Origin of the sequence: Paraburkholderia sp. BR10954, from assembly GCF_040965775.1 — a bacterium.
Lineage (GTDB): Bacteria > Pseudomonadota > Gammaproteobacteria > Burkholderiales > Burkholderiaceae > Paraburkholderia > Paraburkholderia youngii.
This window is the reverse complement of sequence record NZ_JBFRCK010000191.1, coordinates 1-728: the sequence shown is the minus strand read 5'-3', so window position 1 is coordinate 728 and position 728 is coordinate 1. Positions and strand designations below refer to the sequence as shown.

General features: G+C 55.4%; 1 protein-coding gene and 1 pseudogene. Both read right to left on the bottom strand.

Going from position 1 to position 728, the window contains the following annotated elements:
- Positions 1 to 231 precede the first annotated feature (231 nt).
- Complete coding sequence (locus AB4Y34_RS41795) at positions 232 to 537, bottom strand: IS4 family transposase (RefSeq protein WP_255215413.1); 306 nt, start codon at positions 535 to 537, stop codon at positions 232 to 234.
- Between the two features lie 74 nt (positions 538 to 611).
- A pseudogene (locus tag AB4Y34_RS41790) lies at positions 612 to 728 on the bottom strand (IS5/IS1182 family transposase); the annotation flags it as partial.

Genomic DNA, 728 nt, shown 5'->3' with positions numbered 1-728 from the left:
GGGGCTGCATGCGTGCGCATGCCCCGCGCGGATCGCGCGGCAAACCGGTAATTCAGCGGGAAATTGCACGCGCAAGTCTCCTGAACGTAGCTTCGGTCGTCATGACGGGGCGCTTTTCAACAGCCTGTTAGACATCATGTATGGACCTGCCGCACCTCAAGGCACGCGGATTAACCTTGTGAACCGCCCCGGGGTTTTCCCTCAGGATTACCCACAAGTAATGCAGTCGTGCTATTCGTCCTGCCTGAATATTCGGTACATCATCGTAATTTCATGCAGAACAAGAAAGCCACGCCAGATGACGGTAGGCCCTGGAGGATGATCATGCTTTCGAGGAAGATAGCCGCCGAGTCTGGCGATCCACAAAATCATCTGCGCGAGTGAGGGCGGTTCATCGGGCATTTCTGTACTACCGTGCGTACGGCAGTAGAGGGCCTGCCACTCGATTGGCTGCAGCAATACTTCGCACGACAGGTTTCCATCAAGCCGTGCAAGCAGCATCGCGTACAGGATTCTCCAGCTTACTACGGCGAACAACGCGGTGGCGCGTACGAATTGTTCGACATTGCCAAATTGGCGGGTTTCAATGCGACAGCCGCTTTTAGAGCGTGTTAGGAACTTTGAAGTACTGGCACGGCGTGGACAAGCATGAGCATTGCGAAGACGACGAAATGAAGCCCAGCGAGAGTTTCGGGAAGCCGTTCATAGTCACGTGCGAGACGCCGGAA